Consider the following 20,589-nt stretch of genomic DNA (forward strand, 5'->3'; position numbering starts at 1 on the left):
GGCCCGCGCCGCGCCCCATCGGACCCTCGTCGATGAACCGCAAGATCGTATTGCTGCGCGGGGCCGCCCTGGCCGTCGCCCTGCTGACCGCCGCCGCGGCGGCCCCGCCCTTGGCCCAGGCCCAACCCGCGGCCGTCTCCGCCTCCGCCCTGCGCAAGGTCGAGATCACCGTGCCGGTGGGCAAGGCCCAGGTGCTGGAGTTGCCCGCCCCCTATGTCGACCTGATGATCTCCAATCCGGAGACCGCCGACGTCCTGCCCCTGACCAGCACCTCGGTCTATGTGGTGGGCAAGAAGCTGGGCTCGGCCACGCTCACCGCCTACGGCCCGGGCCGCCAGCTGGTGGCGGCCGCCAACGTGGTGATCTCGGCCGACGTCGACAGCCTGCGCCAAAGGCTGCACGACACCATGCCCGACGAGGAGGGCCTGGTGGTCGGCGCCAGCAACCAGTCGGTCGTGCTGTCGGGACCCATCAGCAGCGGGGCCGCCGCCGGCCGCGCCGCGGCCCTGGCCGAAAGCTTCGCGCCCGGCCAGGTGGTCAACATGATGTCGGTGCAGGGCACCCAACAGGTCACCCTGTCGGTGCGCATCGTCGAGATGGAGCGGTCCACGGCCAAGGCCCTGCGGCTGAACGTCGCCACGGCTGACCCGGCCGCGCCCGGCTACCACAACTTCGAGATCGGCACCGGCGACACCGGCGTGGTCAGCAGCGTGCTCGACAGCTTCGGCCTGCTGAAGTTCCCGCTGCGCGCGGGCGACGTGGACCTGAACGTGCTGTTCGACGCCCTGGAGACCAAGGGCTTGGTCAAGACCCTGGCCGAGCCGAACCTGACGGCGATGTCGGGCGACACGGCCAGCTTCCTGGCCGGCGGCGAGTTCCCGGTCCCCGTGGCCCAGAACCAGAGCGGCGGCCTGACGACGATCACCGTCGAGTTCAAGCAGTTCGGCATCGGCCTGGCCTTCACCCCGACGGTGCTGCAGGACGGCATGATCAACCTCGTGGTCAATCCCGAGGTCTCCAGCATCGATCCCAACAGCTCGTTCGTCAGCAACGGCCTGCGCATCCCGGGCATCAAGGTCCGCCGCGCCAAGACCACGGTCGAGCTGCGCGACGCGGAGTCGTTCACGATCGCGGGCCTGATCCGCGACGACTACCAGAACCAGGTGCGTCAGTTCCCGATGCTGGGCGACCTGCCGGTGCTGGGCGCGCTGTTCCGCTCGACGAGCTACCAGCGCAACCAGACCGAGCTGGTGATCATCGTCACGCCGCATCTGGTCAAGCCGACCCGCGGACGGACGGCGACCCCGGCGGACGGCTTCACGCCGCCGTCCGACACCGAGCTTTTCCTGCTGGGCCGCGGCCAGTCGAGCCAGGGCGCCTTGTCGCCCGAGGATCGCGTGCTGCTGACCGGCGCCGCCGCTAAGGGAGGGGTCGATGGACCCTATGGCCATGTGCTGCACTAGGATGATCCCTCTGGCGGTCCTGGCCGCCGTCACCGCCCTGGCCGGCTGCGCCGACGCGCGGCGCGACCTCTCGCCCGGCTTCGGGGCGACCGTGCGGGCCAATCTCGCCGCCCAGATCGCCGATCCCGAGGCCCGTTACGATCGGGTCCGGGAACCCGGCGGCGACGGCGTCCGCGCCGTCCTGGCGGCCGGCCGCTACGGCAAGAACCAGGTCGTCCAGCCGGCCCAGGCGGCCACCTCCAGCATCGAGTCCAAGGGAGGGGCGAAGGGCCCAGGCTCCGCCAACTGACATGTCCCTCGCGCAACGTTTCCTTCATGACCAGTCCGGCGCGGTGGCGGCCCTCACGGGGGTCGCCCTGGTCGGCCTGGTGGCGATCGGCGGCCTGGCCTACGACGTCAGCCGCGCCTACGCCCTGCGGGCCGAGCTGGAGAGCGCGGTCGACGCGGCCGCCCTGGCCGGGGCCAGCCAGCTGGACGGAACCACCGGGGCCATGGGCCGCGCCCAGACCGCCGCCATGGGCAGCCTGGTCAGCAACCGCGAGGCCCTGGCCGACGCCTTCGAGGGCAATGTCGCGATCAGCGCCGGCGACATCGCCTTCCTCAGCGGCCACGATCCCGACGTCGCGGCGACCAGCGACGCCAACGCCAGCTTCATCCGCATCAGCCTGACGCCCCGCTCCCTGGGCCTGGTGTTCGGGGCGATGACCGGCGTCGGCGGGTTCAACGCCACGGCCCGCGCGGTGGCCGGCTACGGCACGGCCATCTGCAAGGTGCCGCCGCTGCTGCTGTGCAATCCCAACGAGGCCACCAGCCTGACGTTCGACGGCGACGCCTATGTCGGCAAGAGCGTCCTGCTGACCCCGCCGCCGGGCGGCAACGGGGCCTGGGGTCCCGGTAACTTCGGCTTCCTGTCGGTGGGTTCGGGCGCGGCCGACGTCAAGAACGCCATGGGGCGCAGCCCGCCGCTGACCGAATGCTTCGGCACGACCGCCCAGACCCAGACTGGCAACATCGCCTCGGCCGACGACTGGTTCAATGTCCGCTTCGACATCTACAAGTCGTCGGCGGCCGGCAACAAGAGCGACCCGCTGTTCCTGCCGGCCATGAACACCATGATCGGCTCCAAGACGGCGGCGGGAAACGGCGCCTGCACGCCCTCGGTGTCGGCCCCCAGCAATTCCTGCGCCAGCGCCGCTGCCCTCAGCGGCGGCATGGGCTTCCCGCTCGACTGCGACCAGACGAGCGTGCTGGGCAGCGGCGTCTGGAACGCGGCCCAGTACTTCGCCACCAACCATTCGGGGATCAATCCGACCACCTACACGCCCCAGGTCCCGGCCGGATCGACCGGGACCGGCTGGGCGGCCTACGGTCCCGCGCCCGCCGCCGGCGGGACCAGCCCGACCCGCTACCAGGTCTACAAGTGGGAGCTGGCGATGCTGGACGGCTCGATCGCCAAGCCGGCCGGCGCCTTCACGGACGGCCAGACGGCGAGCAGCGGGTCGCACGATTACGCCGCGCCCCAGTGCAACAAGACCGGCGCCCAGGTCGCGCCCGATCGCCGCACGATCTCGGCGGTGATCGCCAACTGCCACGCCGACAATGTCCATGGCAGCTCGACCGTGCACATCATCGCCTATGTCGACCTGTTCCTGACCGCCCCGGCCGTCAACAACTCGATCTATGGCGAGGTCATCGGGGCCACCACCGACGTCTCGGCGGTCGGCGCCGAGACCAAGCTCTATTCGGTGCGGCTCTATGACTAGGCCCCTGGCCCTTCAGTTCCGCCGGCTGCTGGCCGGCTGCGGCGGTTCTGCGGCGGTGGAGTTCGCGCTCATCCTGCCGTTCATGACGCTGCTGTGCTTTGCCTTCGTCGGCGCGGGACGATTGTTCTGGAACTATCACATCGCCGTCTCGGCCGTGCGCGACGCCGCCCGCTACGCCGCCCGCCTGCCGATGACCTGCGGGGGCCTGACCACCGCGGGCGACGCCGCCAAGGTCCAGAACCTGGCCCGCACCGGCACCAGCGACGGCAGCGGATCGCCCCTGATCGCCAACTGGACCAGCAACGCCAGCATCGTCGTCACCGTGTCCTGCGTCAGCAACGCCGGCGCCGCCTACAGCGGTCGCTACGAGGACATGACCGGCGTGCCGATCGTCCAGGTCAGCGCCTCGCCGCCCTATATCGACTCCTTCGGTCCCCTCACCGGGGTGTCGCTGACCGGGTTCACGGTCAGCGCCCAACAGGCGTGGACCGAATGACAATCCGGGTTCCCCTTTTGCGCCGACTGGCCCGCGAGGAGCGGGGCGCGGCGGCCGCCGAGTTCGGCCTGATCTGCCTGGTCTTCGTCTCGATGCTGCTGGCCGTCATCGACATGGGCCGCCTGGCCTGGACCATCAACTCGGCCAAGGCCGCCACCCGGGAGGGCGTGCGCCTGGCCGTCGTCAGCCCGATAGTCTCCAGCTACATGGCGGGCTACGACGGCCTGAGCCAGAACATGGCCGGCGGCAGCACCGTCCCTGACATGGCCTTCCGCTGCTCCGGGGCCAGCTCGACCTGCACTCAGATCGTCGGCAGCGGCGGAACCACCGGCTTCGACGCCGCGACCTTCGCGGCCGTGCTGGCCAAGATGCAGTCCTACGATCCCGACATCACCGCCGCCAACGTCGTGATCACCTATCGCCATGTCGGCCTGGGCAAGGTGGGAAACCCCTACGCCCCGGACATGGAGCCCCTGGTGACGGTCAGCCTCACCGGCATGACCTTCCAGAGCGCCGCGCTCCAGGTGGTGGGCGTGGCGCCGTTCACCCTGCCGAACATGGCCTCGACCCTCAGCGGAGAAAGCCTGACATGAGCCTGCTCCCCTTCAACCGGATCAAGCCCCCCGTGGCGGAGCCGGCCGCGCCGCAAAGGCCGTGCGCGTGGCGGGTGGGACTGTGCCTGCCGGGACTGGGCGCCGATCCGCCCGTGGCGATGCTGTCGGCCATGTTTCCGGCCGTCACCTTTCGCGGGCTGGACACGCCCTGGCCCGAGCGGGCCGCCCAGACCTTCGACCTGCTGATCGTCGGCCTGGATGCGGCCGATCCGGCCGGGATCGACCGCCTGACCGCGCGCCTGTCGACCTGCGTCGGCCGGATCGAGGTGCTGGTGGTGATGCGGGACGCCGACGTCGAGCTGACCCGGCGCCTGATCCATCAGGGCGCGGCCGACGTGCTGCCGGCCCCCGTCACCGACACGGCCCTGGCCATCGCCCTGGAGCGGATCTTCTGCCGCCTGGACACCGGTCGCGCCCAGCGCCGCAGCGGCGAGATCATCACCCTGCTCAAGGCCGGCGGCGGGGTCGGCGCCACCTCGCTGGCGGTGCAGACCGCCGTGCGCCTGGCCGCCAACCCGGGCTCGGGAGGGGTCTGCGTGGCGGACCTTGACCTGCAGATGGGAGCGGCGGCGCTCTATCTCGACATTCCCGACCCGGTCACCCTGGCCCAAGTCCTGGCGGCGGGCGGGGCGGTCGAGGAAATGTCCTTCGCCTCGGCCCTGAAGGCGCACCGCAGCGGGGTCAGCGTGCTGGCCGCGCCGAACGAGCTGATGCCGGTCGAGAGCCTGAACCCCGCGCTGGTCGACGGGCTGACGGCGGCCCTGCGCCGCGACTTCGAGATCACCCTGGTCGATCCGCCCACCGTCTGGACGGCCTGGACCAACCGCCTGCTGCGCCAGTCGCAGCGCATCCTGCTGGTCACCCGGCTGTCGGTGCCGCACGTGCACCTGGTTCGCCGGCAGCTGCACATGCTGTCGGCCCAGCGGCTGGACGACGTGCCGGTCACCCTGATCTGCAACCAGGTCGAGGCCGAAAGCGCCAGCGGCCTGTCGCTGAAGGCCGCCCAGCAGGCGATCGGCCGGCCCTTCGATCTAGTCATCCCCGAGGATCGCCGGCTGATGCACCAGGCCATCGACCAGGGCGTCTCGCTGGCCTCGGTGCGGCGCGGCAGCAAGATCGAGGCGGCGATCGGCCGCCTGGCGGAAATGTTGGCGCCGACGGGGGTCATGGCCGCCGTCGGAATGGAGAGATAGTCATGCTCTGGGGCGACGAAACCCGACACATCGAGGCCACGGCCGTGGCCGCCGCCTATCCGCAGGGCGCGCCGATCGACGACGCCCTGGGGCTGAAGGTCCGGCTGCACCAGCGGCTGATCGACCTGCTCAATCTGAGCCTGCTGGACCGCACGCCGCGCGACGCCCTGCGCCAGGACATCCGCGGCGCGGTCATCGGCCTGCTGATGGAGGAAAAGCGCCTGCTGACCCCCAGCCAGACCGACCAGCTGGTGGAGGAGATTCTCGACGAACTGCTGGGCCTGGGCCCGTTGGAACCGTTGCTCAAGGACGAAACCGTCACCGACATCCTGATCAACACCCACGAGGTGGTCTATGTGGAGCGGGCCGGCCGCCTGCAGCGCACCAATGTCCGCTTCCAGGACACCCGACACCTAGTGCGGATCATCAACAAGATCGTCGCCGCCGTGGGCCGCCGGGTCGACGAGAGCCAGCCGATGGTCGACGCCCGCCTGGCCGACGGCTCGCGGGTCAACGCCATCATCCCGCCGCTGGCGGTGGACGGGCCCCTGGTCTCGATCCGCAAGTTCGCCCGCACCCCGCTGGCCATGGACCGCCTGGTCGAGCTGGGCAGCATCTCGCGGGAGATGGCCCTGGTGCTCGAAGCCGTGGTCAAGGCCCGCCGCAACGTGCTGATCTCCGGCGGCACCGGCTCGGGCAAGACCACCTTGCTCAACGCCCTGTCGGCCTATGTCGACGACCACGAGCGGATCATCACCATCGAGGACTCCGCCGAGCTGCAGCTGCAGCAGTCGCATGTCGGCCGCCTGGAGACCCGCCCGGCCAACATCGAAGGGCAGGGCGAGGTGCAGCAGCGCGAGCTGGTCCGCAACGCCCTGCGCATGCGCCCCGACCGCATCATCGTCGGCGAAGTTCGCTCCGGCGAGGCCTTCGACATGCTGCAGGCGATGAACACTGGCCACGACGGCTCGATGACCACCGTCCACGCCAACACCCCCCGCGACGCCCTCTCGCGCGTCGAGCAGATGGTCGGCATGGCCGGGCTGGACATCCCCGCCCGCTCGATCCGCGGCCAGATCGCCTCGGCGATCCACGTCGTGATCCAGGCCGAGCGCATGGAGGACGGCACGCGCCGCATCGTGTCGGTGGCCGAGATCTCGGGCATGGAGGAGGACGTCATCTGCATGCAGGAGATCTTCCGCTTCCGGCGCGTAGGGCGCGGGAGCGACGGGCGGGTGCTGGGCCAGTACGAAGCCACCGGCGTGCGGCCCCGGTTCATGGAGGCGCTGGCCGCCCGCGGCATCAGCCTGTCCAGCGACCTGTTCGCCCTGGGCCGGGTCTCGGCGTGACGCGATGGACAGCTTCCTTTTCCCCATGGCGCTGGTCCTGGCCTTCGTGGCCGTGGCCATGGCCGGCCAGACCCTGATCGGCCTGTTCCTCGGCGCGCGCGACCAGACCCGCCGCGTCAATCGCCGCCTGACGCTGATGGCGGGCGGACTATCGCAGGAGCAGGTCTACCAGACCCTGGTGCGCAAGCCGCGCGACAGCTGGATCGGCCGCACGCCCTACGCCGCCCTGCACGCGCGGGCCACGCTCTATTGCCGCCAGGCCGGACTGTCGGCCGGGCCGGTGCAGGTGCTGGGCGTGGCCGCTGGCGCGGCGGCCACGCTCTGGCTGCTGGCGATGATCTTCCTGCGCGGCTCGCCGATCGCGTCGCCCTTTCCGCAGGTCCTGATGGCCGGCTTCGGCGCGACGGGCCTGTGCTTCGCGGTCACGGCGATGTGGATCGCGCGTCGCCGCGCCGCGCGCCTGGCCAAGCTGGAAGAGCAGCTGCCCCTGGCGCTGGACGTCATGATCCGCGCGCTGCGCGCCGGCCATCCGGTGATCTCGGCGGTCAATCTGGTGACCCAGGAGATGCCCGATCCGATCGGCAGCGAGTTCGGTCTGGTGATGGACGAGACCACCTATGGCGGCGAGTTCCGGGACGCCCTGCGCAACCTGGCCCGCCGCACGGGCTCTGCCGACATCGCGTTCTTCGCCGTCAGCATCGCCATACAGACCGAGACCGGCGGTAATCTGGCCGAGATCCTGGCCGGCCTGGCCGCCGTGATCCGGGGCCGGGCCTCGCTGAACAAGCGCATCCGCGCCTTGTCCAGCGAGGGGCGGATGTCGGCGCTGATCCTGTCCCTGCTGCCGCTGGTCTGCGTCTCGGCGGTCAGTCTGTTCCACCCGGAATTCTACACCAGCAAGTTTTCCGATCCGGCCTTCTGGCCGATCGTCGGGGGCATCGTGCTGCTCTACGGCGTCGGTCAGCTGATGATCCGCCGCATCGTCACCTTCAGATATTGAGGACGCCATGGACGACATGCTGAGCATCGGGCTGCAGGTCGGGGTCTTCCTGGCCGTCGTCATGGGCGCCCTGGCCGTGGTGTGGCGCGTCGAGCAGGACGCCCTGATCCGCCGCCGGATGAGGGACGGGCCGGCCGTGGCGCGGGGCGCGCCCGACGAGGCGCTGCTCAAGACCGCCCAGCCGGCCAATCCCCTGCTGTCCTGGGTGCAGAACCGTCTGCCGGCGCCCAAGAAGGATCAGCCGTCGCGGCTGGCCCGCACCCTGGCCGAGGCCGGCTTTCCCGCGCCGTCCGCGCCCGCCTGGTACGCCCTGATCCGCGTGGCCTCGGCCCTGGGTCTGCCGCTCCTGCTGCTCGTGTCGCAGAAGCTGTCCTCGGCGCCGATCACCGGGCTGCAGCTGATCGTCGCCGCCCTGGTGCTCTGCGGCCTAGGCCTGGTCGTGCCGGCGATCGCCGTGGACATGCGCGCCGTCGGCCGGCGAGAGCGGCTGGAGAACCAGTTTCCCGACGCCCTGGACCTGATGGTGGTCTGCATCGAGGCGGGTCTGGGCTTCGACGCGGCCTTCGTGCGGGTGGCGCAGGAAATCGCCGCCTCGCATCGCGACATCGCCTTCGAGTTCGGCCGCGTCTCGCAGGAGCTGCGCGCCGGGCGATCCCGCCCCGACGCCCTGCGGCGGATGAGCGACCGGGTCAATGTCGATGCGCTCCGCGCCTTCGCCGCCCTGATGATCCAGACCGACAGCCTGGGCGCCAGCGTCGGCCAGACCCTGCGCACCTATTCCGCCGAGATGCGCGAGCGCCGGTTCCTGCGCGGCGAGGAGAAGGCCATGCGCATCCCGGTGCTGCTGACCCTGCCGCTGGTGGCCTGCATCCTGCCGGTGATCGTCACCGCCCTGCTGCTGCCGGCCGGCCTGGACGTGGCCCACAACCTACTTCCCGCCCTCAAGAGGCACTGACCATGCGACCTTTGCTGCTGACGACCGTCTGTTGCGCGCTGCTTCCCGGCCTTTGCGGCTGCGTGGTCTGGCGCGGGGTGGCCAGCCTGGTCCGGCCGACTCCTCAGGTCGCCGAGGTCAGGCCCGCGCCGGCTCCCGGCCTGGTTCCGCCCGACCCGGCCGCGGTGGTCGACCGGCTGTACGCCCGCGCCGCCGACGCCATCCGCGCCCGCGACTACGCCCTGGCGCTGGAGGTGCTGCAGATCGCCGCGGCCCGCACGCCGGCCGACGCGCGGGTGCTCAACGCCCAGGCGGTGGTCTACGACAAGCTGGGACGGTTCGATCTCAGCGCCCGCTACTACGCCCGCGCCCTGGCGGCCGATCCCGGCTCGACGATCGTCGCGCACAACATGGCCTATTCGGCCCGGCTGAGCGGACGGGCGGGGCCTGACAATGGACCGCTGCTGGCGGGCGGCTCGCCCGCCGCCGCCACGCCGGCCGGCCGCGCGACCTCGGGGGGAACGCCGTGACGACCCGAGCCCTGTTCGCCGCCGCCGCCGGCTGCATCCTGCTGCTGGCCGCCACGCCCGGCGCCGCGGCCGGCGGCTGGGGGCGGGCCAAGCCCGCCGCCTTGCCCGCCGCCCCGCCCGTCGTCGATACGGCGACACGCGAGGCGACGGCGTCTGCGGTCGAGACCGCCCTGGCGGAGGGGCGCCTCGTCGACGCCTCCAGCCTGCTGGGCCGGGCCCTGGCCAGCGAAGGCCGGGACCCGCGCCTGCTGACCCTGCTGGGCGAGACGAGTCTGGCGCGGGGCGACGCCCCGGCCGCCTTGGCGACCTTCGCCCAAGTGGCCGCCGACGCTCCCTCGAGCCCTCGGGCGCGGCAGGGCGAGGGGCTGGCCTTGTCGGTCCTGGGGCGTTCGGACGGGGCGCTCCAGGCCTTGCGGACGGCCGTGGCGGGCGATCCCCGCCTCTGGCGCGCCTGGAACGGCCTGGGTCGGGAATATGACCGCCGTCACGATTGGGCGGCGGCCGAGGACGCCTATGCGCACGCCCTGGACGCCTCCGGTCGCGACGCCCTGGCGCTCAACAATCGCGGCTATTCCCAGCTCCTGCAGGGACGGCTGGCGGAGGCCTCGGTCGACCTGATCGCGGCGCTGGAGAAGAAGCCCGACCTGGCCGCCGCCCGCAACAATCTGCGGCTGGTCCTGGCGCTGAAGGGAGACTACGCCCGGGCTTCGGCGCGGGGAGCCGGCGGCGACGATCCCGCCGCCCTGCTCAACAACGCCGGCTTCGCCGCCTTGCTGCGGGGCGACTACGACGCGTCGGTCGCCCTGTTCGATCAGGCCAGCAAGGCGCGCGACACCTACTATTCCAAGGCGGGCGAGAACCGCCGCCTGGCGCTGAGCCTCAAGGCCCAGGACCAGCGTCAGGAGGCCAGCCATGGAAACTGACTATGGGCGCCTGCTCTGGGCGGGGGCCTATGCCGCCTTGCTGCTGGCCGCGGCCGGCAGCGACGTCTGGAGCCGCAGGATCCCGAACTGGTCCGTGCTGGCCATCGCCGGCCTGTTCCTGATCGGGCTGCCGTTCGGCTGGCCGGTCGCCTCCTGGGGCGCGTGCCTGGCCGCCACGGCCCTGGCGCTGGCGATCGGGTTTCCCCTGTTCGCCGTCCGGCGAATGGGGGCGGGCGACGTCAAGCTGCTGGCCGCCGCGGCCCTGTTCACCGGCCTGGACCACATGCTGCTGCTGCTGGTGGCGACCGCCGTGGCCGGCGGCGCCCTGGCGCTGGTGGCCCTGACGGCGCGTCCCTACGCCACGGCCCTGGCCGCGGCCGGCTGGCCGCAAACGCGTCCCGGCGTGCCCTACGGCGTGGCCATCGTGGTCGGCGCGCTTTATGCCGGCTGGAACGCGGGCCTGTTCACCGTCACCCAGCATCTGGTTCATATCGATCCCAGCCAAATGGACCTGGTCCAGTGAGATAAATATATTGTCTTTATCTGTGCGTATTGCTTCAGATGAATTTCTCCCGCAATACGCGATATTTCGCATCTGTATTACAATATTTAACTACCCAATCCGGGGTACGATTGCGGCGACGAAATAATATCAAATGCTGATAGGGAGCGATCAGGGCGTATCGGGCATTTATATACGAAAAGATGCAAACCTGTTTACACAACTAATGATTTGCATCTGGAAGTACTTGAGATGATCCGACGAGCCGTGAACGCGCATAACAGCGTGGGGTGCCGCAGATGGGATTGATCAAGATGATCGAGGTCGTGGATTCTGAAGTTGGACGCGGCGTCTTCGAGGCGCACGTGGCCAACGCCATCCTCAACCTGGTGAACTTCGGCGTCATCGTCGCCGACAGCGAAGGCTGCGTGTACGCCGCCAACGACCTAGCCTGGAGCTATGTCCAGCACGGCGACGGCTTGGGCGAGAAGGGCGGCCTGCTGAAAGCCGAGAACGACTTCGAGGCCGACGGGCTTCGCAGCCGGATCGCCGCGGCGGTCCGCCAGGGACGACCGGGCGCCATGCTGATCCACCGCTCGCGCAGCCAGAAGCCGCTGGTCCTACTGATCGAGCCCTTCACCACCGACGACAGCAATTTCCGCTGCGCCCTGATCACCGTGCGTGAGGTGGGGCGGTCTTCCGCCCACGCGGTCGAGCGGGCTCGGATGATGTTCAATTTCTCGCCCGCCGAGGCTGAGATCGTGTCCCGGGTCGCCCAGGGGCGTGAACCGGCCGAGATCGCCGCGGAGCGCGGCGTCAGCATCAATACTCTGCGCGTTCAAATGGCCTCGGCCATGGTCAAAGTCGGCGTCCATCGTCAAGCTGAGCTGGTGTCGGTGCTTTCATCGGCCGACGTGCTGGAGTGACGGGTAAATTTCTGTGATTATTTTCCAAAATAACCAAACTGTATTATTGGTCGCTGTTGAATAGATGCTAATATTACTATGTCGCCAGGCAAACCTCCCGGTGTAGTCTGAATGCGATATGACCGGCTCGTCGATGTGGTCCGCAACATCATCGGCGAACTTCAGCGGCGCGCTCCGCCCGCCGAGCGTCGGATCGAGGTTCAGCACCCCCACCGCCTCGATCCGACGCCGGTCGATACCGCCGGCGACCGGGAGTCGCCGCGCGAGCTTGCCCCGACCCTCTCCTTTCCACGGCATTCCCCCGGAAATGGTCGTATAGTGAAAATGTACTATAATAACTTTTCTAGTAAGTTGTATTTATCGAATATTCAATTGCGACACGCTGTCATTCTTATTAGATAATTTGTTTACCATGCTTTAGGGTGCGCTGCTTAACCCTCACGCCCGATGATCCTCCCATCATCTCTCTTTTGGGGCTTGCAATGCGCACGAAGCTTTTCATGGCCGCCATGGCCTTCCTCGGTCTCGCCTCCAGCGCGGTCGCCGCGCCCAACACCTACGAGCTTCGCCTTGAGGGCCATGTGCCGGTCATCTGCAGGGTCGACCTGCAGGCCAGCGGCGCCTCGGCCGATCACGCCACTGACCTGGGCAGGATGACCGAGTTCTGCAACAGCGCCGCCGGCTATGACGTCTGGCTGTCGCACGCCCAGGGCCTGAGCGGCGCCGCGGTCTATGTCGACGGCCAGAAGATCCCGCTGTCGGCCTCCGGCCAGACCCTGATCAGCCATTCGTCGACCGCCGCCTCGCGGTCGCACGCGCTGCGCCTGGATCCCGGCGCCGACGCGGGCCGGGTCGGCGACCTGTCGCTGCGCATTTCCGCCCTCTGAGGCGTCGCGGCCTTCCTCGGCCGCCGTCCACGCCGCTGCCCATGGACAGGAAGAACCCCGCCGGACCTGGTCCGGCGGGGCTTTCAATTTGACGATCGACGCCCCGGGAACGAACTACATGCAAGCCACGGGCGTCGTCGCTGTCGGCACGGCGAGAGGGGTCACCGTGACGGTCAGGATGTCCTGATAGTTGGGCGCGGGGACCTTGCCCGCGCCGCCTTCCAGCAGGGTAGGAGTGACGGCCAGGTACTGGCCGCTCAGGCCGGCCCGCTGGCATGTCACCGTGTTGAAGGTCGGCGAGGCGGTGGTCTTGGTCTGGCCCAGGAAGTCCAGCTGGTAGGGAATGCGCTGGTTGGCCGTGGCCAGGTTGCCGCCGGGATAGGTCATCTGGAACTGGTTGGCCGAGGTCAGGGCCACCGAATAGGGCCCCGAGCTGGCCACCCGCACATTGCCCGTCCGCTGCTTGACCGAGTTCGAGGTCGAGGGCAGGGCGGCGGTCGTCAGCCCGCCGATCTCGCCGAAGTCGAGGGCGGGACCGACGAAGCTGGCCTGCAGGGCGCTGAGCACGTTGATCCGGATGTCCAGAGAGTTGGGAATCACGCCGGACTCGTCGGCCGTCCCGCCCGTGCGCTTGCAGAAGTATTTCTGGTCGACAAACAGGTCGGTGGTCCCCGCCGCCAGGTCCGCGCCGCTGGGCACGGTGATCGTCACGACGAAGGTCTGCACGTCGGGCTGGCCGACGCCGCCGAAGTTCAGCTCGATCTCGTTGGGATTGACGTTGTTGGGGTCCAGCACGTGGCCGGGCGGGTTCTCCAGGATCTGGCCGCCGGTCGAGGTCTGGACGACGGCCAGGCTGGCGGGGGTGTCGGGACGGCGCAGGTAGATGAAGTCGACCTCCTGCGTCTTCCTGCCGCCCACGGCCGGCGGTCGCCGGGCCGTGACGGTCACGGTCTGGACCGTCGTGCCGCTGGGGTTGAACGGGTCGAACGTGCCCGACAGCACCACGGGGTCGAAGGTCACGCACTGGGCCTGGACGGCGTGGGCCGTCAGCGAGGCCGCGCCGGCGGCGAGCCCCAGGATCAGCATGCTGATGCCGCGTTTCATGTCAGCCTCCCGAGGCGCTGGGCTTGAGGTCGCCGGCCTTGACGAAACCCTCCGCGCTGGCGGGAACGTCGAGGAAATAGACGGTGGGGGGCGTGGTCCCCATCTCGATCCGCCAGCGACCCGGCCGCAGGCCCGAGGCGCCGAAGCGGCCGATGCGATTGGTGAACAGCACGACCGCCGGCTGGTCGGGCTTGGCCGCTTCCGTGGCGGCGCCCGAGACCAGGGCCAGGGGCTGGCCGTCGCCGTCCAGCAGCCGGCCGATCGCCGTGATCGAATAGTCCGACCCCACCACCAGCCGGTAGCCCGACCGGTAGGGCGGGAACATCCGGAACGAGCCCGAGCCGAGGTCATAGCCGGCCGGCGCGTTGGGCGCGTCCACCGTGATGGTCCGTTCGGCATAGGCGCTGAGGTTGGTCTCCAGCGCCGTGCCCAGGGCCCCGGTGTTGGCGGTGTAGCCGAACGGCGTCGGGTTCACGATGATGTCGGCGCCCTTCAGGCTCTTGTGGCCCTCGACGATCGCGAAGCTGTCGTAGATCGGACGGCCCACCGAGACCGCGCCGTCGGCGAAGCCCAGGGAGGTGCCGACCCGCAGCGAGGTGCGGCCATTGTCGGGGCCGTCGAACGCCGTGAAGTGCGACAGGCCCAGCTCCGCCCGGTTGGCGATGTAGTTGAAGCTGCCGTTGAACGCCGAGTCGGTGGGCGAGCGCGAAACCTCGCCATAGGCGTTGTACGAGCCCACGCCCTGGCCGTGCAGGGTCTGGTAGACCAGCCGCGCGCGATCGTCGCGGCCGTCGTACTCGGCCCTGAGGCTGGAATTGTCCGAGAACTGCCAGGACAGCGAGAGGAACGCGGTGGTCTCGCGCCGTCCGGGCACGTCGTCGTACATCAGGTTGGCGGTCAGGGCGAGGTTCGAGGTCAGGCGGTACCCCATGCCGGCCCGGTAGGAGCTGGAGTCGGGGAAACCGTCGCGGCCATGCGAATAGCGGCCGTCGAAGCTGGCGTAGATCGCGTCGCTGAAGGCGTGCGCATAGCCGAGCCCCAGTTCGTAGTCGTAGCGGTTGTCGGGGATGAACGTCCCCACCGGCCCGAACTCGCGGCTGCGGCTCTCGAACGACAGGTTCAGGGAGTCGGCGCGGCCGCCGGCGAACTGGAACAGGCGCTGCAGGGTGACCGTCGTCGCATAGCCCGAGCCGTAGCCGTCGATGTGCGACAGGGCGAAATCGACGCCCAGCGTGCCCACCGGCAGGCCGAACAGGCCCTCGAATCCGGCCATGACAGTGTTCTCGTCGCCCTGGCCGTTGACCCCCAGGGTCACCCGGTCGGTGACGCCTCGCCGGTAGAAGCCGCTGAAGGTCCAGTTCTGGGTGTAGTCGGGCCCGTCGGCCAACAGCGGCGCCTTGACGCCGGCGTAGGCGCCGAACTCCGACAGGCCCGGATCGAGCTGGGCGCGGTCGAAGAAGACGTTGAACTGCAGGGTCTCGCGCCGTCCGGTGTCGTCCTCGACCACCAGGCGCACGTCGTTGGAGCCCTGGGCGAACGGGAAGTCGCGCACGTTGTAGCGGCCCGGATCCAGGTGCAGCCGACGGGTCAGCTGGTTGTTGAGGATCACGCTGACGTCCGAGGGGCGCGCCAGGGTGAAGCTCTCCCGGCCGCGGGGCCGGGCGATCGTCTGCGGCGCCAGCACGCTGTAGGAGCGGAAGACCGAGACCCCCGCGATGTCCGGGGCCGACTGGAAGCCGCGGCTGGTGGCCTGCAGGTCGCCGAAGGTCCAGCGGGCGGTGTGCTTGAGGTCGTCATAGACCACGCGGGTGCCCAGGCGCTGGTAGTCGTTGCGCCCGCCCGGCTGCCAGACGGCCTCGTTCTCCAGCACCAGGCCGCTCAGGCGGATGGCGCTGTCGAGCAGGAAGGTCGGATCGCCCAGCCCGTTGTCGATCCCCTGCTCCACATAGTCGACCGAGCCGCGGACGTTCAGATAGCCGCTGAAGCCCGCCGGCGGGGTGAAGCTGCCCATGCTGGCGTGGTCCATGGGCGTGACCTGCAGGCTGCGCACGGCCTTCAGCTCGGGCGGGATGTTGATCCGCAGCTCCAGGGCCTTGGGGTCGTAGGTCATCTGCAACTGGGCGTGGGTGACGGCGTCGGGCCCGACCAGGGCGCGGCCGTTGAAGGCCGAGCGCAGGGCGGCCACCGAGGCGGCGTCCAGCAGCGGGGCCAGCAGGCCCAGCAACCGCTCGGACGGCATCGACAGCTGGCCGTCGGCCGAGATCGTCAGCGGCATGTCGCCCAGATAGAAGTCGCCGTCCTTCAGTGGAACCGTCAGGTTCACGTCGCGGCCCGTGGGGTTCAGCCGGCGCAGGGCGTCGGCGGAGGCGGCCGCGTTGCTCGGCGGCGCGCCGGTCGGTTCCTGCGCGAGCGCGAGGTAGGGGATCGGGTCGGCTAGGGCAGCGACCGGAGTCGCGGCGGCGACCAGGCAGCCGGCCAGCAGCCAGCGCCTGTAGGCGCGCGTCCTAGCGCCCTTCGTCGGACGAGAATTGAGCCTCAAGGGAGCCTCCTGCCGCCGCCGTCAGGGGCAGCTCGATGGGAACGGCGATCCGCCGCGTTTGACCGGGGGCGACCAGGCCGAAGCCGATCGTCTGCTGGATCTCGGGGCCGGGGAGGGTTCTCTGGAAGACGACCTTTCCCCCCGCGTCCTTCTCCGTGATCTTCAGTCGTCCGCGGGACAGGTAGCCGTGGGTGTTGGAGGAGTCGGCGATGTAGACGATCGGGATCGGCTTGCCGTCGGCGTCCGCGCCGATCTCGGCCTTCGACAGCACCAGGGCCGGCTTGCCGCCGGTGGGTGCGACGCTGGCCAGGACCTGGAAGTTGTACAGGATCTGGATCGCCGACTGGCCCTCGGGCAGCTTCACCGGCATCTGGGCGACGGTGACGTAGTAGTGCTTGCTCTGGGCTAGGGCCGGGTCGCCGACCCACTGGATCCGGAACGACTGGGTTTCGCCGGGCTGGATCACCGCCTGGGGCGGAAAGATCAGCAGGTCGTTGGTCTGGGTGTCGCCCGGATGGGCGCCCTTGTCGTCGAAGGTCAGCTCCTCGGCGCGCAGCTCCACTGGCAGCGGATTGGCGAAGGTGTTCTGCACGGTCACGATCTGTGACATGCCGCGCCCGGTGGGCTTGAGGTCGATGACGACCGGCTGGACGGTCATGGCCAGGGCGGCGCCGCCCAGCAAGGGCGTCCCCGTTCCGGCCACGCCGGCCAGCGCCAGGCTGGCGGCGGCGACCGCTCCCAGCCAACGCTTGCGATGATTGTTAGAACGCAACATTAGGGGTCCGCTCCTTGTTGTGGTTCAGTTCGAGGCTTCGATTTCGACGACCAACGTTCCCGCGTAGTCGCCGGCGACCATCGGCGCGCCCCCGCCGGTGATGTTGAGGGTCAGGTTCATCAGCCCGGCCGCGCCGTTGGCGGTCTGCAGGCTGATGGGGGTGGTGGAACTGCTGGGGCCGGTGGCGGTCAGTCCCGCCCAGTCGGCCGACAACTGAAAGCCCAGGCTGTCACGGAAGCCGGGGGCCGGGGCCGGTCCGGCGGTGCGCGCCAGGCCGGCGCCGTCGGTGCGCACCACCAGGCGGTGGGCCGAGTTGCAGACCACCGGAAAGCCCAGGCTGATCACCGCGTCGCGCGGCTGGGCGGTCTGCGGATCGATGAACTGGGTGAAACGCACCACGCCCTGCGCGCCCTGGGCGGTGAAGCTGGCGTTGGTCCCGGAGGCGGCCGAGGGCGGCGACAGCACGCAGGCGCTGGGCGCGCGGCCGAACAGGTCCAGCCAATTGCTGGCCCGATCGCCGGTCGAGGCGGTCTGGGCCTGGGCCGAGGCGGCCGCGCCGAGCGCGGCGCCCAGCATGAGGACGAGGGCGGTTTTCATTGGGGTTCCACCGTCAGCCTGAGGGTGTCGCGATAGACGCCCGACACCAGCGGCGCATTGGTCTGCAGGTTCGTGGCCCCGGGCTGGATATCCAGCCGCAGGACGATGTCGCCGACGACCGGCTGGTCGACCGCCTGGGCGCTGTCGACCAGCCGCCGGGCGCTGGCGTCGGCCTGGAAGGTGTTGGTGACTGGTCCCCAGATCAGGGTGGCGGTGTAGGGCACCGCGTCGCTGAAGCCTGTCGGGGCGGGGGTCAGCCCCAGTTCCGAGCGCCACAGGCCGTTGTTCTGGCTCTCCAGGACGATCTGGTGGGCGTAGTTGCAGACAGCCGCGAAGGTCACCTGGGCCGAGGCCGCGCGGGTCGACAGAGTGACCGGATCGGTCAGGGCGTCGACCTCGAGGCTGGAGCCGTTCAGGGTCCTGAAATTGACCAGCTTGCCCGAGTTCAAGGTGGGGGTGGCCAGGGTGCAGACCTTCGGGACCCGGCCGCGCACCACCATGTCGCGGGTATTGTCGTCGGTCTGGGCCTTGGCCAGCTGTCCGACCAGCAGCACGGTGAGGACCGAGGCCGTGGCCAGGGTCGCGGCGGCGAGGGATTTGGTGTTGCGCATGACCGTCCTCCTTCAACTGGCCGCGGCCAGGGTGACGACGACGGCGCCCTGGTAGGTGTCGTCCGCGACCGGGCGCAGGGCCGGGCCGCCGGCGGTGGCGAAACCCGACAGGCTGATCGTGATGTCGGCGCTGCCGGCCGTTTCGCGGATCTGCGAGGCGCCGGCGTTGGCGGCGGCGCCGGTCGAGTAGCTGGCGTCGACCGGCGTCCAGCCCGAGGCCGTGGCCGTGTAGTCGACCCCGCGCGAGAAACCGGTCGGCGGCGTGGTGACGAAGGCCTGGGCGGTCATCGGCGTGGCCGCGATCGTCAGCTGGCTGCGCGAACTGCACTGGGTTCCGGTCAGCACCTTGGGCGGCGCCGACAGGTCGGGGCGCAGCAGGCCCGTGGCGGTGTCGATCAGCACGCCCACGTCGAACAGATTGTCGCCGTCGCTGAGCGTTCCGAGGGTGCAGACGTTGTTGGGCACCGTGGCGGTGATCTGGATCGGTCCGGCGGAGTCCGAGGGGCCGACGGTCTGGGCGTGGGCCGCGACGACCAGGGCCAGGAGGGCCGGCGGCGCGAGGAGGAGGGACAGGGCGCGATGCATGGCTCAGCTCCCCGAGGCGGTCAGGCCCGCGTCGGGGCCAAGGGTGATGGTGACCAGGGCCAGGTAGGCGCCCGGCTGCAGCAGGTCGTCGGTGGCGGCGGCGAAGTCCGAGACCACCAGCGTCAGGTCGGTCGCCTTCGGCGCGGCGCTGGTCGAGCTGACGCCGTCGCCAGCGGTGTTGGTGGCGCTGGTGCGGACGGTGGCGGCCGTCGCGCCCCAGGCGCTGATCGAGCAGGTGTAGTTGACCGCTCCGGTGAAGCCGGCCTGGGCGGCGCCGCTGGTCACCGCCAGCGGCGAGGCGCTGATGGCCAGGGCCGCGCCGCCATAGTTGCAGAAGGTTCCGGGCAGCTGGATCGTCTGGGCGGCGATCGGCGCCAGCCGTCCGACTCGAGTTCCCGAGGCCTCGGAGATCTGGCCCAGCGCCAGGCCGGCCGGGTTCGGCTCGCCCAGCACGCAGACCTGGCTGACCCGGGCGTCCAGTCCGACGCCGCCCCGGGCCGGGTCCTGGGCCCTGGCCGATGCGGCGGTGAACGACGCGGCGAGGGCCAGGGCGGTCGCCGCGAGTCCGACGGTTCGATGCTGGATCATGACGACCTCCTTGCGAGCGCGCGGTTCAGGTGGCGGGGGACAGCGTGACGATCACCGAGCCGGCGTAGGCGCCCGCCACCAGCCGGCCGCCGGTCGGCGTGGTCGGGTCGGCGAAGCTGACGACGATGTCGCTGGCGAAGACGCCCGTGGTGCTGCCCGCGCCGCCGCCGCCGGTCAGGGTGCTGTCGCTGGCCGAGACCGCCCCGCCGGCCGGCGAGGCCATGGCGGTGGCCGTGTAGTCGACGCGGCGGTCGAAGCCGGTGGGCGCGGCGTCGGTGAAGCTGGTGTTGAGGATCGGCAGGGCTTCGACGGCCATGCTGGCCGACACCCCGTTGCACCAGCCGTTGAGGGTGGCGGTCCGGCTGGTCAGCTTGGCGCCATCGAGCTTGCCGATGGCCGCGGTGTCGCCGGTCAGCAGAGACAGTTCGCCCAGGTTCAGCACCACGTCGCCGGTCACGAACAGGCAGCGATTGGCCACCGTGCCGTTGACCTGCACCGTGCCCGTCGCCGTCTGGGCCAGGGCCGCGCCGGCGCCGAAGGCGAGCGCGAGGCTCGCCGCGGCGACGGACAGGATGATCGGATGTCGCATGATCGTGCTCCTGTCGCCGGCCCGGTCAGACCGGCTCGATGGTGATGGAGATGACGCTCGAATAGTTGCCGGCCATCAGCAGCGCGCCGGGCGCGGTGTTCAGGGCGTAGGCCTTGACCGTCAGGTTGTTGGCGGTGTTGGCCAGGCTGTCGGACAGCGACTGGACGGTGGCGGCGGGCAGGGCCGCGGCGGTGACATAGCTGACCGTTTGGGTCGAGCCGGAGGCCAGGGCGGCGTCGAGCGCGGCGGTGTAGTCGATGACGTTGGCGTAGCCGGTCGGGGCGGTGGCGGTCGGGGCCAGGGCCAGGCGGGTCGAGCTCAGCGTCACCTTGGGCGCGGCGCTGTTGCAGTTGACCCGGAACTGGGTCGAGCCGCCGGGGTTGGCGTTGGTCGAGCCGGCCAGGGTGGGGGACAGCGCGCCGTCCGTGCCCGCCAGTTCGCCCAGCGGGATCGAGCCGGTGAAGGTGGAGCCGCTGCCGCCAGTGATCACCACGCACTTGGCCGCGACGCTGCCGGTGACATTGACCGTGCCGGTGACCGTCTGGGCCATGACGGCCGGGGCGGCGGCGAGGCCCAGGAGGGCGGCGCCGATCAGGATCGTCTTGTTCATCTCGTTTCACT

Annotated in this window: 23 protein-coding genes; 14 read left to right on the forward strand and 9 right to left on the reverse strand. The window is 70.1% G+C overall.

Features of this window, described 5'->3' with window-relative positions:
* The first annotated feature begins 32 nt into the window (after positions 1-32).
* The 14 genes from BM066_RS11310 (at position 33) to BM066_RS11375 (ending at position 12,580) form a co-directional block, all read left to right on the forward strand.
* Positions 33-1,463 carry a type II and III secretion system protein family protein gene (locus BM066_RS11310; protein WP_143093712.1) on the forward strand — a complete coding sequence of 477 codons (1,431 nt, stop codon included), beginning with the start codon at positions 33-35 and terminating at the stop codon, positions 1,461-1,463.
* Entirely contained in the window at positions 1,435-1,752 is a 318-nt protein-coding gene (locus BM066_RS11315) for a hypothetical protein (RefSeq protein ID WP_143093713.1), read from the forward strand. Before BM066_RS11310 ends, BM066_RS11315 begins: the two co-directional genes overlap by 29 nt.
* Position 1,753: 1 nt before the next feature.
* Positions 1,754-3,226 carry a pilus assembly protein TadG-related protein gene (locus tag BM066_RS11320; RefSeq protein WP_089927748.1) on the forward strand — a complete coding sequence of 491 codons (1,473 nt, stop codon included), beginning with the start codon at positions 1,754-1,756 and terminating at the stop codon, positions 3,224-3,226.
* Positions 3,219-3,722: a TadE/TadG family type IV pilus assembly protein gene (locus tag BM066_RS11325; RefSeq protein WP_177218437.1), complete on the forward strand. Its 504-nt coding sequence runs from the start codon at positions 3,219-3,221 to the stop codon at positions 3,720-3,722. The genes BM066_RS11320 and BM066_RS11325 overlap by 8 nt, the downstream gene beginning before the upstream one ends.
* Positions 3,723-3,739: 17 nt before the next feature.
* Entirely contained in the window at positions 3,740-4,315 is a 576-nt protein-coding gene (locus tag BM066_RS11330; RefSeq protein WP_177218438.1) for a TadE family protein, read from the forward strand.
* Positions 4,312-5,529: an AAA family ATPase gene (locus BM066_RS11335; protein WP_089927754.1), complete on the forward strand. Its 1,218-nt coding sequence runs from the start codon at positions 4,312-4,314 to the stop codon at positions 5,527-5,529. The genes BM066_RS11330 and BM066_RS11335 overlap by 4 nt, the downstream gene beginning before the upstream one ends.
* Positions 5,530-5,531: 2 nt before the next feature.
* On the forward strand, positions 5,532-6,878 hold the full coding sequence (locus BM066_RS11340; RefSeq protein WP_089927758.1) for a CpaF family protein: 1,347 nt from the start codon (positions 5,532-5,534) through the stop codon (positions 6,876-6,878).
* A 4-nt stretch (positions 6,879-6,882) separates the two neighbouring features.
* The gene (locus BM066_RS11345) at positions 6,883-7,878 is read left to right on the forward strand and encodes a type II secretion system F family protein (protein WP_089927761.1); all 996 of its coding nucleotides are present in this window, start codon (positions 6,883-6,885) and stop codon (positions 7,876-7,878) included.
* Between the two features lie 7 nt (positions 7,879-7,885).
* Positions 7,886-8,833, forward strand: coding sequence for a type II secretion system F family protein (locus BM066_RS11350; RefSeq protein WP_089927764.1), 948 nt, complete (start codon positions 7,886-7,888; stop codon positions 8,831-8,833).
* A 2-nt stretch (positions 8,834-8,835) separates the two neighbouring features.
* Positions 8,836-9,342, forward strand: coding sequence for a tetratricopeptide repeat protein (locus BM066_RS11355; RefSeq protein WP_143093714.1), 507 nt, complete (start codon positions 8,836-8,838; stop codon positions 9,340-9,342).
* Positions 9,339-10,265, forward strand: coding sequence for a tetratricopeptide repeat protein (locus BM066_RS11360; protein ID WP_089927770.1), 927 nt, complete (start codon positions 9,339-9,341; stop codon positions 10,263-10,265). The genes BM066_RS11355 and BM066_RS11360 overlap by 4 nt, the downstream gene beginning before the upstream one ends.
* Positions 10,255-10,788: an A24 family peptidase gene (locus BM066_RS11365; RefSeq protein WP_089927774.1), complete on the forward strand. Its 534-nt coding sequence runs from the start codon at positions 10,255-10,257 to the stop codon at positions 10,786-10,788. The genes BM066_RS11360 and BM066_RS11365 overlap by 11 nt, the downstream gene beginning before the upstream one ends.
* Positions 10,789-11,066: 278 nt before the next feature.
* Positions 11,067-11,693: a helix-turn-helix transcriptional regulator gene (locus BM066_RS11370; RefSeq protein ID WP_089927777.1), complete on the forward strand. Its 627-nt coding sequence runs from the start codon at positions 11,067-11,069 to the stop codon at positions 11,691-11,693.
* A gap of 482 nt (positions 11,694-12,175) precedes the next feature.
* Complete coding sequence (locus BM066_RS11375; RefSeq protein WP_089927781.1) at positions 12,176-12,580, forward strand: hypothetical protein; 405 nt, start codon at positions 12,176-12,178, stop codon at positions 12,578-12,580.
* A 114-nt stretch (positions 12,581-12,694) separates the two neighbouring features.
* On the opposite strand, the gene BM066_RS11380 is transcribed toward BM066_RS11375, so the two are convergent.
* The 9 genes from BM066_RS11380 to BM066_RS11420 are packed head-to-tail and all read right to left on the reverse strand — an operon-like array spanning position 12,695 to position 20,578.
* The gene (locus tag BM066_RS11380) at positions 12,695-13,684 is read right to left on the reverse strand and encodes a hypothetical protein (RefSeq protein ID WP_089927784.1); all 990 of its coding nucleotides are present in this window, start codon (positions 13,682-13,684) and stop codon (positions 12,695-12,697) included.
* A 1-nt stretch (position 13,685) separates the two neighbouring features.
* Positions 13,686-16,223, reverse strand: coding sequence for a fimbria/pilus outer membrane usher protein (locus tag BM066_RS11385; RefSeq protein WP_089927788.1), 2,538 nt, complete (start codon positions 16,221-16,223; stop codon positions 13,686-13,688).
* On the reverse strand, positions 16,189-16,998 hold the full coding sequence (locus BM066_RS11390; protein ID WP_089927791.1) for a fimbria/pilus periplasmic chaperone: 810 nt from the start codon (positions 16,996-16,998) through the stop codon (positions 16,189-16,191). The genes BM066_RS11385 and BM066_RS11390 overlap by 35 nt, the downstream gene beginning before the upstream one ends.
* 24 nt (positions 16,999-17,022) lie before the next feature.
* The gene (locus BM066_RS11395; RefSeq protein ID WP_089927793.1) at positions 17,023-17,595 is read right to left on the reverse strand and encodes a hypothetical protein; all 573 of its coding nucleotides are present in this window, start codon (positions 17,593-17,595) and stop codon (positions 17,023-17,025) included.
* On the reverse strand, positions 17,592-18,206 hold the full coding sequence (locus BM066_RS11400; protein WP_089927796.1) for a hypothetical protein: 615 nt from the start codon (positions 18,204-18,206) through the stop codon (positions 17,592-17,594). The genes BM066_RS11395 and BM066_RS11400 overlap by 4 nt, the downstream gene beginning before the upstream one ends.
* A gap of 12 nt (positions 18,207-18,218) precedes the next feature.
* On the reverse strand, positions 18,219-18,791 hold the full coding sequence (locus BM066_RS11405) for a hypothetical protein (protein ID WP_089927800.1): 573 nt from the start codon (positions 18,789-18,791) through the stop codon (positions 18,219-18,221).
* A 3-nt stretch (positions 18,792-18,794) separates the two neighbouring features.
* Positions 18,795-19,379, reverse strand: a complete 585-nt coding sequence (locus BM066_RS11410) for a hypothetical protein (protein ID WP_089927803.1) — start codon at positions 19,377-19,379, stop codon at positions 18,795-18,797.
* A gap of 25 nt (positions 19,380-19,404) precedes the next feature.
* The gene (locus tag BM066_RS11415) at positions 19,405-19,968 is read right to left on the reverse strand and encodes a hypothetical protein (RefSeq protein WP_089927806.1); all 564 of its coding nucleotides are present in this window, start codon (positions 19,966-19,968) and stop codon (positions 19,405-19,407) included.
* A 25-nt stretch (positions 19,969-19,993) separates the two neighbouring features.
* Positions 19,994-20,578: a hypothetical protein gene (locus BM066_RS11420; protein ID WP_089927809.1), complete on the reverse strand. Its 585-nt coding sequence runs from the start codon at positions 20,576-20,578 to the stop codon at positions 19,994-19,996.
* Positions 20,579-20,589: the final 11 nt, after the last annotated feature.

Source organism: Caulobacter sp. UNC279MFTsu5.1 (genome assembly GCF_900114015.1).
In the GTDB taxonomy this organism is placed as follows: Bacteria; Pseudomonadota; Alphaproteobacteria; order Caulobacterales; family Caulobacteraceae; genus Caulobacter.

What these genes read in the sequence shown, in the direction of transcription:
- BM066_RS11345 (WP_089927761.1), top strand. Translation starts at nt 6,883, where the DNA reads ATGGACAGCTTCCTTTTCCCCATGGCGCTGGTCCTGGCCTTCGTGGCC.
- BM066_RS11325 (WP_177218437.1), top strand. Translation starts at nt 3,219, where the DNA reads ATGACTAGGCCCCTGGCCCTTCAGTTCCGCCGGCTGCTGGCCGGCTGC.
- BM066_RS11315 (WP_143093713.1), top strand. Translation starts at nt 1,435, where the DNA reads ATGGACCCTATGGCCATGTGCTGCACTAGGATGATCCCTCTGGCGGTC.
- BM066_RS11340 (WP_089927758.1), top strand. Translation starts at nt 5,532, where the DNA reads ATGCTCTGGGGCGACGAAACCCGACACATCGAGGCCACGGCCGTGGCC.
- BM066_RS11375 (WP_089927781.1), top strand. Translation starts at nt 12,176, where the DNA reads ATGCGCACGAAGCTTTTCATGGCCGCCATGGCCTTCCTCGGTCTCGCC.
- BM066_RS11310 (WP_143093712.1), top strand. Translation starts at nt 33, where the DNA reads ATGAACCGCAAGATCGTATTGCTGCGCGGGGCCGCCCTGGCCGTCGCC.
- BM066_RS11320 (WP_089927748.1), top strand. Translation starts at nt 1,754, where the DNA reads ATGTCCCTCGCGCAACGTTTCCTTCATGACCAGTCCGGCGCGGTGGCG.
- BM066_RS11405 (WP_089927800.1), bottom strand. Translation starts at nt 18,791, where the DNA reads ATGCATCGCGCCCTGTCCCTCCTCCTCGCGCCGCCGGCCCTCCTGGCC.
- BM066_RS11380 (WP_089927784.1), bottom strand. Translation starts at nt 13,684, where the DNA reads ATGAAACGCGGCATCAGCATGCTGATCCTGGGGCTCGCCGCCGGCGCG.
- BM066_RS11335 (WP_089927754.1), top strand. Translation starts at nt 4,312, where the DNA reads ATGAGCCTGCTCCCCTTCAACCGGATCAAGCCCCCCGTGGCGGAGCCG.
- BM066_RS11370 (WP_089927777.1), top strand. Translation starts at nt 11,067, where the DNA reads ATGGGATTGATCAAGATGATCGAGGTCGTGGATTCTGAAGTTGGACGC.
- BM066_RS11400 (WP_089927796.1), bottom strand. Translation starts at nt 18,206, where the DNA reads ATGCGCAACACCAAATCCCTCGCCGCCGCGACCCTGGCCACGGCCTCG.
- BM066_RS11420 (WP_089927809.1), bottom strand. Translation starts at nt 20,578, where the DNA reads ATGAACAAGACGATCCTGATCGGCGCCGCCCTCCTGGGCCTCGCCGCC.
- BM066_RS11415 (WP_089927806.1), bottom strand. Translation starts at nt 19,968, where the DNA reads ATGCGACATCCGATCATCCTGTCCGTCGCCGCGGCGAGCCTCGCGCTC.
- BM066_RS11365 (WP_089927774.1), top strand. Translation starts at nt 10,255, where the DNA reads ATGGAAACTGACTATGGGCGCCTGCTCTGGGCGGGGGCCTATGCCGCC.
- BM066_RS11390 (WP_089927791.1), bottom strand. Translation starts at nt 16,998, where the DNA reads ATGTTGCGTTCTAACAATCATCGCAAGCGTTGGCTGGGAGCGGTCGCC.
- BM066_RS11395 (WP_089927793.1), bottom strand. Translation starts at nt 17,595, where the DNA reads ATGAAAACCGCCCTCGTCCTCATGCTGGGCGCCGCGCTCGGCGCGGCC.
- BM066_RS11355 (WP_143093714.1), top strand. Translation starts at nt 8,836, where the DNA reads ATGCGACCTTTGCTGCTGACGACCGTCTGTTGCGCGCTGCTTCCCGGC.
- BM066_RS11350 (WP_089927764.1), top strand. Translation starts at nt 7,886, where the DNA reads ATGGACGACATGCTGAGCATCGGGCTGCAGGTCGGGGTCTTCCTGGCC.
- BM066_RS11410 (WP_089927803.1), bottom strand. Translation starts at nt 19,379, where the DNA reads ATGATCCAGCATCGAACCGTCGGACTCGCGGCGACCGCCCTGGCCCTC.